The organism is Kitasatospora sp. NPDC059146, from assembly GCF_042786665.1.
Taxonomy (GTDB): domain Bacteria; phylum Actinomycetota; class Actinomycetes; order Streptomycetales; family Streptomycetaceae; genus Kitasatospora.
The window spans coordinates 62,390-68,811 of record NZ_JBHZCY010000035.1; the positions used below are offsets into that span (position 1 = coordinate 62,390).

Consider the following 6,422-nt stretch of genomic DNA (forward strand, 5'->3'; position numbering starts at 1 on the left):
CGTACGGGTCAGAGACCCAGGTCGTCCAGGTCGTACGCGGTCACGTACTCCAGGCCCTGCTCCGCGATCGCGGCCGCGCCACCGCGCTCGACGATCACCGCGACGCCGACCACCTCGGCGCCCGCCTCGCGCAGCGCCTCGACGGCGGTCAGCACCGAGCCACCGGTGGTGGAGGTGTCCTCGACCGCCAGCACCCGGCGGCCCTTCACCTCGGGTCCCTCGATCCGGCGCTGCAGGCCGTGCGCCTTGCCCGCCTTGCGGACCACGAAGGCGTCCAGCTTCTGCCCGCGCGCGGCGGCGGCGTGCAGCATCGAGGCCGCCACCGGGTCGGCGCCCAGGGTCAGGCCGCCGACGGCGTCGTACTCCAGGTGGGAGGTCGCGTCCAGCATCACCCGGCCGACCAGCGGGGCGGCCTCGCCGTCCAGCGTGATCCGGCGCAGGTCGACGTAGTAGTCGGCCTCCTTGCCGGAGGAAAGGGTGACCTTGCCGTGCACGACGGCCTTGTCCTTGATCTGTGCCAGCAGGGCGTCGCGGTCGTTGCTCATGAGCGTTCAGTCTAGGCCCTGACGGCCTGCGGGGCGCTCGCGGCTAGCGCCGGCGCAGCGCCCTGACCAGCACCACGGCGCCGCCCAGCAGGGCCACCGAGCCGCCGATCACCCACGGCACCGCACTGCGGCCGCCCGCGCCCGGCACCACGATGCCACCGGCCTCGCCGCCCCAGCGGGACGCCGCCCGGGCCCGCGCGCTGCGGGCCGGCAGCGCCGGGGCGTACCGGCCGCGCGGCGGGGCGTGGTCCACCTCCTCGGCCGAACGGCCGACGATGCTGCGGCGGACCGGGCCGGAGAGCTCCGGCTCGTCCTCGTAGGCGAAGAGCGGCTCGACCGGGAGCTCCTCGGCGACCCCGTCCTGCGGACCGCCGGTGCCGGCCTCGGCGGCGTCGCCGTCGCCGCGCTCGTCGATGTCGTCCTCGCCGTCGTTGTCGTCGTCGGCGGCGGAGCCGGTGGGGAGGCCGAAACGCTCGGCATCGGCGTCGGAGAAGGCGATCAGGTCGGAGAGGTCGTCGTCCAGGTCGTCGCCGGGCTGGTCCTGGCGGTCCTCGATGAACACCACCTCGGCGTCCGTCCCGGTGTCCGTCCCGTCGTCCGTCCCGGCGTCGGCCTCGTCCGAGGGCTCCGACCCGGCCTCGTCCGCGGCCTCGTCGGCGAGCTCCTCCTCGCCGACGGCCGGGGCGTCCGGGGAGGTGAGCGCGAGGGCGAAGCGCTCCAGCAGACGGCGGCCGACGGCGTCGAGGGTCTCGGCGTCGAACTCGGTCAGCCGGCCGGTGGCGCTCAGGTCGCCGGTGAAGCGGACCGTCGCGGTGCCGTCCTCGGCACCCTCCGCGACGCTCACCCGTACGGTGGCGGTCGCCTCGCCGCTGCCCCGGGCCTCCTCGCCCTCGGCCAGCACGGTCAGCACACCGCCCCGGCCCTCGATCAGCGACAGCACGCCCTTGTAGGTGATCGTGGAGCCGCCGATCCGCAGTTTCAGCCGCCCGCCGATCTCCTCGGCCGGCCCGGTCCCGACCGCCGCCGGCTCGGTGCTCAGACCCGGCACGCTCCGCGCCAGCAGCGCCGGATCCTGCAAGGCCTGCCGCACCAGCTCTGCGGACATCGGGACGACAACCTCATGCTCCATGCCACGGAGCCTACCGACTGGGCCCCGCCCGGTCCCCACCCACCACCGCCCGACTTTCCCCGGCCCGCCCCCGCCCGCCCGGGCTCCGGGGCGTGTCCCGCGCCCGTTCGCCCTCCCGGCCCGGGGCCCCGGAGCCGCTTCGTGCGCGGCGCGGTACACCGCTCGGACGTGGGCCCGACCGGTGCACCGCCGAGGTCGGCCGCCGGGTCAGCGCGGTGCCAGCAGGGTGAGGGGGGCCGGGGGGCGGGGTGGGCGGAGGGCGGTGAGGCGGGTGGTCGAGGTGCGGAGGGTGTCGGGGGTGAGGGCCCGGGGTGGTGGGGCGTCGGGGGCGAGGGTGAGCGGGGGCGGGGTGGCGGCGGCGAGCAGGAAGTCCTGGGCGGCGTCCGGCGGGCCCGGGCGGCAGCCGGCGGTGGCGCTGCCGTCGACCGCGTACGGGGCGGTCCGCAGCCCGACCGCGCGGAGGCCGGACTCGATCTGCCAGAGGCCGTCCCCGCCGCCCCCGCCTTCCCCGCCGGCGCGGACGGCGATCCGGCCGCCGGGGGCCAGCAGCCGGGCGGCGAGGCCGTAGAACTCCTGGGAGTGGAACTTGACCGGGCCGCCGTCCGAGGGGGCGGGCAGGTCGGCGAGCACCACGTCGTACTCCTCGTCGGGTGCGCCGCGCAGCCAGGCCAGCGGGTCGGCGGCGGTGGTGCGGACCCTGGGGTCGTCCAGGGCGTGGCCGTCGAGGGCGGCGAGGCCGGGGTCGGTGCGGGCGAGCCGGGGGAGCGCCGGGTCGGCGTCGACGAGGCGGACGGAGCGGACGCCGCGGTGCCGCAGCACCTCCCGCAGGGCGAGGCCGTCGCCGCCGCCGAGCAGCAGGACCCGGGCGTCGGGGCCGGCGGCCATGGCCGGGTGGACGAGGCCTTCGCTGCCCCGGTACTCGTCGGGCCCGCAGACCGCGAGCCGTCCGTCGAGGTAGAGCCGGAGCGGGCCCTCGGCGGGGCCGGTGAGCACGATCTCCTGGTACCGGCTGCGGGTGGCGTAGCGGACCTGGTCGCCGTAGAGGGCGTGCCGGGCGGCGCGTTCGATCGGGTCGGAGCCGACGGCGGCCGCGGCGAGCAGGGCGAGGACGAGGGCGCAGCCGGCCCAGAGCAGCCGTCGTATCCGGGGGGCGGGTTCCTCGCGGAAGAGCCAGAGCACCACGGCGGCCCCGGCGACGGCGTTGACCGCCCCGGTGAGCAGGGCGCCGTCGCCGGGGCCGAGCAGGGGGAGGATCAGGAACGGGAAGGCGAGGCCGCCGATCAGCGCGCCCACGTAGTCGGCGGCGAAGAGGTCGGCGACGGCGCGTCCGGCGTCCTCGCGCCGGATGCGTTGGATGAGGGTCATCAGCAGCGGGATCTCGGCGCCGATGAGGATGCCGATGAGGCAGGTGAGGATGACCATCGCGGCCTGGTAGCGGCCGATCCAGGCCCAGCAGGAGTACAGGGCGAGGACGGAGAGCCCGCCGGTGAGGGCGAGGGCGCACTCGACGAGGGCGAAGGCGGTCGCGGGCCGGCGGGTGAGCCGTTTGGCGAGCAGGGAGCCGAGGCCCATCGCGAAGACCATGACGGAGAGCACCACGGAGGTCTGGGTGACGGTGTCCCCGAGCAGGTAGTCGCCGAGCGCCACGAGTTCGAGCTCGTAGACGAGTCCGCAGGCCGCGCAGACGAACGCGGCCAGCAGGACGGTCAGCCGGGCGAGCCGGGGGCGGGAGCGCAGCCGGGAGCGACGGCGGGCGGGCAGGGGGGTGAGGCTTCGCCCGGGCCGGGGTGGGGTGCCGTCGTCGAGGTCCACTCGCGGGCGTGCGGGCGGACCGGCCGGATGGTTGATCACGAACAAACGCTAGGGGACGTGCGGGACGGATCGCTGCGCCCATCCGACGGACAGCGGGAGCCCTCGGATTGACGAATCGTTCCTGCGTACGATTCGTAGGCCTGTGCCGGGTGGCATATGACCGGTTCGGTGCTGCCGGACGGGCTGCTGGTGCCCGGCGGGTGGGCTGTCACGGCCCCGGCACCACCAGCGAGGAACGGGTGCAGACCAGCTGCCCCTCCTGCGGGTAGGCGTGCCAGGTCCGCCAGAGCAGCCGGTCGGTGCCGCCCTGGGTGACCAGGGCGGTGAAGGCGCTCGGGTCGCCCGGGAAGACCCCGGCGAGACCGCGCGGGTGCCCCTCGACCAGGGCCAGCAGCTCCTGGGCGCGGGCCGCGAAGTCGTGCGGGGGCAGGGCCTCGATGCGGGCGGCGAACTCGTACTCCCAGCCGCCGACCTGCTTGGCCACCCGGGCCGGCAGCGGGGTGCGGCGGCCGGGCATGCAGGCGACGGTCTCCAGGCAGTCTCCGGGGCCGGCCGAGATGACCACCTGGTGCGAGGCGCCCAGCAGCCGCAGCTGGAGGGTGCCGGGGGTTCCGGGGCGGCCGCCGTCGAGTCTCAGGTCGCGGACGGCGAGAGCGGGCAGCGGGTCGCCGCCGAGGCACCAGGCCAGGTCACCGGCGCGGGTGTCCGTGTAGGAGGTCTGCAGTGTGGTGAGCATGCTCGGCTCCGCGTTTCAGCTCCGTGCGCGCCCGCCGAGCAGCAGCGAGTAGGCCTAGGCGATGGCGAGGCTGTTCGTGGCTGTGCGGCCCTGGGCGCGGCCGACCGTGGAAGGAAGGATTCCGGCTGGAGATTCAGCAGCAGAGAAGCATGAATACGCCGGGTCCGTCGGTGATTTACCCATCTTTGTCAAGCATTCACCGTTTCGAGCACACCTGCTTCCCGGCTCTGATCGACCCGGTGTGCGACTCTGCACAGCGCGCGCCCCTGTCACCGGCCCGTGCGCCGTGTGCGCCGGTCGTGCGCTCTTCGCGCGCATCATGCGCCGCCGCCCGCCCCACGGGATGTGCGGGCGGGTCTCCGGGTGTGCCCGACAGGCTGTGAGGCCTGCCTGACGGGCAGCAAAGGAGCATGCCACCCAGGGGAGTTGGGGGTCGAATCAGCATGTTCGGCGGGCCAGAATTGGTCCCTGTCCAAGGGGGCGCGCAAAACGAAACGCGCGCCCCATGTGCGCAACGGGCCCCCGGAACCCTCCGCTCCCTTTGCAGAAACCGCTCTCCGGCGGGCTAGGCGGCGCCGCGCGGACCGGACGGGGCCGCCGAGCGGAGCCGTCGGCGGATCAACTCACGTGCGAGCAAGGCATGTTCATCGCACGGGCGGCTGCGGGGGGCACGCACGGGGGGCGGGAGGGCATTCCGCCGCCCGGCATTCCGCACTTCGTGCCCGGCTTCGTGGCTGGCTTCGTGCCCGGGTGGGACGTCGGCGGCTTCTTCCGGTTCTTCCGGATTCCGCACGGCACCGGATGCGCCGCCGACGTCGACCGGCGGTCGCTCAGAGCCGCCGCAGGCGGTCGACGGCCTCCTGGAGGACCTCGTCCTTCTTGCAGAAGGTGAACCGGACCAGGCTGCGCCCGGCGTCCGGGTCGTCGTAGAAGACGGCGTTGGGGATGGCGACGACGCCGCAGCGCTCCGGGAGGGCGCGGCAGAAGTCGATGCCGTCCTTCTCCCCGAGCGGGGTGATGTCGGTGGTGACGAAGTACGTGCCCTCGGGGGTGAAGGCCCGGAAGCCGGCCGCGGTGAGGCCGTCGAGCAGGAGGTCGCGCTTGCGGCGCAGGTCGGTGCGCAGGGTGTCGAAGTAGCCGTCGGGCAGGCGCAGGGCCTCGGCGACGGCGTACTGGAAGGGGCCGGCGCTGACGTAGGTGAGGTACTGCTTGGCGGTGCGCACGGCGGCGACCAGGGCGGGGCTCGCGGTGACCCAGCCGACCTTCCAGCCGGTGAAGGAGAAGGTCTTGCCGGCCGAGGAGATGGTGACGGTGCGCTCGCGCATGCCGGGGAGGGCGGCGAGGGGGTGGTGGGTGGCGCCGAAGACCAGGTGCTCGTACACCTCGTCGGTGATCACCAGGAGGTCGTGCTCGATCGCGAGGGCGGCGATGCCGGCCAGCTCCTCGGCGGTGAGGACGGTGCCGGTCGGGTTGTGCGGGGTGTTGATCAGCAGCAGCCGGGTGCGCGGGTTGATCAGGGCGCGCAGTTCGTCCAGGTCGGGGCGGAAGTGCGGGGCCCGGAGGGTGAGCGGGCGGCGGACGGCTCCGGCCATGGCGATGCAGGCGGCGTAGGAGTCGTAGAAGGGTTCGAGGGCGATCACCTCGTCGCCGGGCTCCAGCAGGGCGAGCAGGGCGGCGGCGATGGCCTCGGTGGCTCCGGCGGTGACCAGGACCTCGGTGTCGGGGTCGTACGCGAGGCCGTGGAAGCGCTGCTGGTGCTCGGCGATGGCCTGCCGAAGCTCGGGGATGCCGGGGCCGGGCGGGTACTGGTTGCCGCGGCCCTCGCGCAGGGCCCGGACGGCCGCCTCGCGGACCTCCTCGGGCCCGTCGGTGTCGGGGAAGCCCTGGCCGAGGTTGATCGAGCCGGTGGCCGTGGCCAGGGCGGACATCTCGGCGAAGATCGTCGTCCCCATCCCGGCAAGTCGGCGGTTCAGCAGCGGCCTGGTACCCATCGGTGGCTCCTCACGGCTCGTCGTCAGGGCCATCCTGGGGCAGTCGGGGGCCGGGGACAAGGACGGCCCGGCGGCCGGGAGGCGCGGGGAGGGTACGGGAACGGCCCGGCCCCCGGCGTCTGCCGGGGGCCGGGCCGCCGGGGGGGGCGCCCGCCCCTCGGCCGGTGCTACGGAACTCAGGCAGCCACGACGGCGACGTCGAGGTTGGC

At 74.9% G+C, this 6,422-nt stretch carries 5 protein-coding genes; all 5 read right to left on the bottom strand.

The features are described from left to right. Nucleotides 1-8: 8 nt before the first annotated feature. The 5 genes from pyrE to ACFXPX_RS17790 all read right to left on the bottom strand — a co-directional run bounded on the left by pyrE (nucleotide 9) and on the right by ACFXPX_RS17790 (nucleotide 6,213). Nucleotides 9-545, bottom strand: coding sequence for an orotate phosphoribosyltransferase (gene pyrE, locus ACFXPX_RS17770; protein ID WP_375882755.1), 537 nt, complete (start codon nucleotides 543-545; stop codon nucleotides 9-11). A 43-nt stretch (nucleotides 546-588) separates the two neighbouring features. Further along, entirely contained in the window at nucleotides 589-1,674 is a 1,086-nt protein-coding gene (locus tag ACFXPX_RS17775) for a hypothetical protein (RefSeq protein ID WP_380587575.1), read from the bottom strand. Nucleotides 1,675-1,881: 207 nt separating this feature from the next. Beyond that, nucleotides 1,882-3,525: a polyamine aminopropyltransferase gene (locus tag ACFXPX_RS17780; protein WP_380587578.1), complete on the bottom strand. Its 1,644-nt coding sequence runs from the start codon at nucleotides 3,523-3,525 to the stop codon at nucleotides 1,882-1,884. Nucleotides 3,526-3,694: 169 nt separating this feature from the next. Beyond that, the gene (locus ACFXPX_RS17785) at nucleotides 3,695-4,222 is read right to left on the bottom strand and encodes a DUF2617 family protein (protein ID WP_375882747.1); all 528 of its coding nucleotides are present in this window, start codon (nucleotides 4,220-4,222) and stop codon (nucleotides 3,695-3,697) included. 830 nt (nucleotides 4,223-5,052) lie between these two features. Next, nucleotides 5,053-6,213: a pyridoxal phosphate-dependent aminotransferase gene (locus tag ACFXPX_RS17790; RefSeq protein WP_380523830.1), complete on the bottom strand. Its 1,161-nt coding sequence runs from the start codon at nucleotides 6,211-6,213 to the stop codon at nucleotides 5,053-5,055. Nucleotides 6,214-6,422: the final 209 nt, after the last annotated feature.